This window comes from Streptomyces brasiliensis (genome assembly GCF_014647875.1).
Classification (GTDB): Bacteria; Actinomycetota; Actinomycetes; order Streptomycetales; family Streptomycetaceae; genus Streptomyces; species Streptomyces brasiliensis.
The window spans coordinates 1-505 of sequence record NZ_BMQA01000284.1; the positions used below are offsets into that span (position 1 = coordinate 1).

At 66.5% G+C, this 505-nt stretch carries 1 protein-coding gene; it reads right to left on the reverse strand.

Annotated features, from left to right (window positions below; translation table 11 throughout):
- Positions 1 to 362, reverse strand: a 362-nt coding sequence (locus tag IEZ19_RS50195; protein WP_308429120.1) for a group II intron maturase-specific domain-containing protein, incomplete at its 3' end; no start/stop codon positions are given.
- Positions 363 to 505: the final 143 nt, after the last annotated feature.

Genomic DNA, 505 nt, shown 5'->3' on the forward strand with positions numbered 1-505 from the left:
TAGGTGTTGATGCGGTGGAGCAGGGCCGACAGTTCGTGGCGGTAGAAGGCCCCGTAGTAGGCCATCCATCCCCGCACGATGGGGTTGATCCATCGCGCGAGGTCCGCCTCGGTACTGTTCACGTGGCGGTGCAGTCGCCAGGACTTCACCGTCGCGCTCATCTTCTTCAGGGCCTCCTTGCTGACCGCCGGGAGGAACGAGGTGTAGACCGCCCCGGTCTTCCCGTTGAGGGCTCCACGCGGCCGGAAGGTGTACCCCAGGAACGTGAACGCCACCTGCTCGTACGAGCTGCGGCGGTTACTGTCCTTGCAGTACACGATCTTCGTCTTGTCCGGGTGCAGCTCCAGTCCGACCTGGGTCATCCGCCCATGCAAGGCCGCCAGGACGCGCCTGGCCTGGGCCTCGGTGACGCAGTGGATCACCGGGTGAGTCGGCGGCGGGAATCTCACCCGCCGCCGCTCGCAGAACCGTGCGGGAGCCTCTCGGCTCACACGGCTCCCATCGC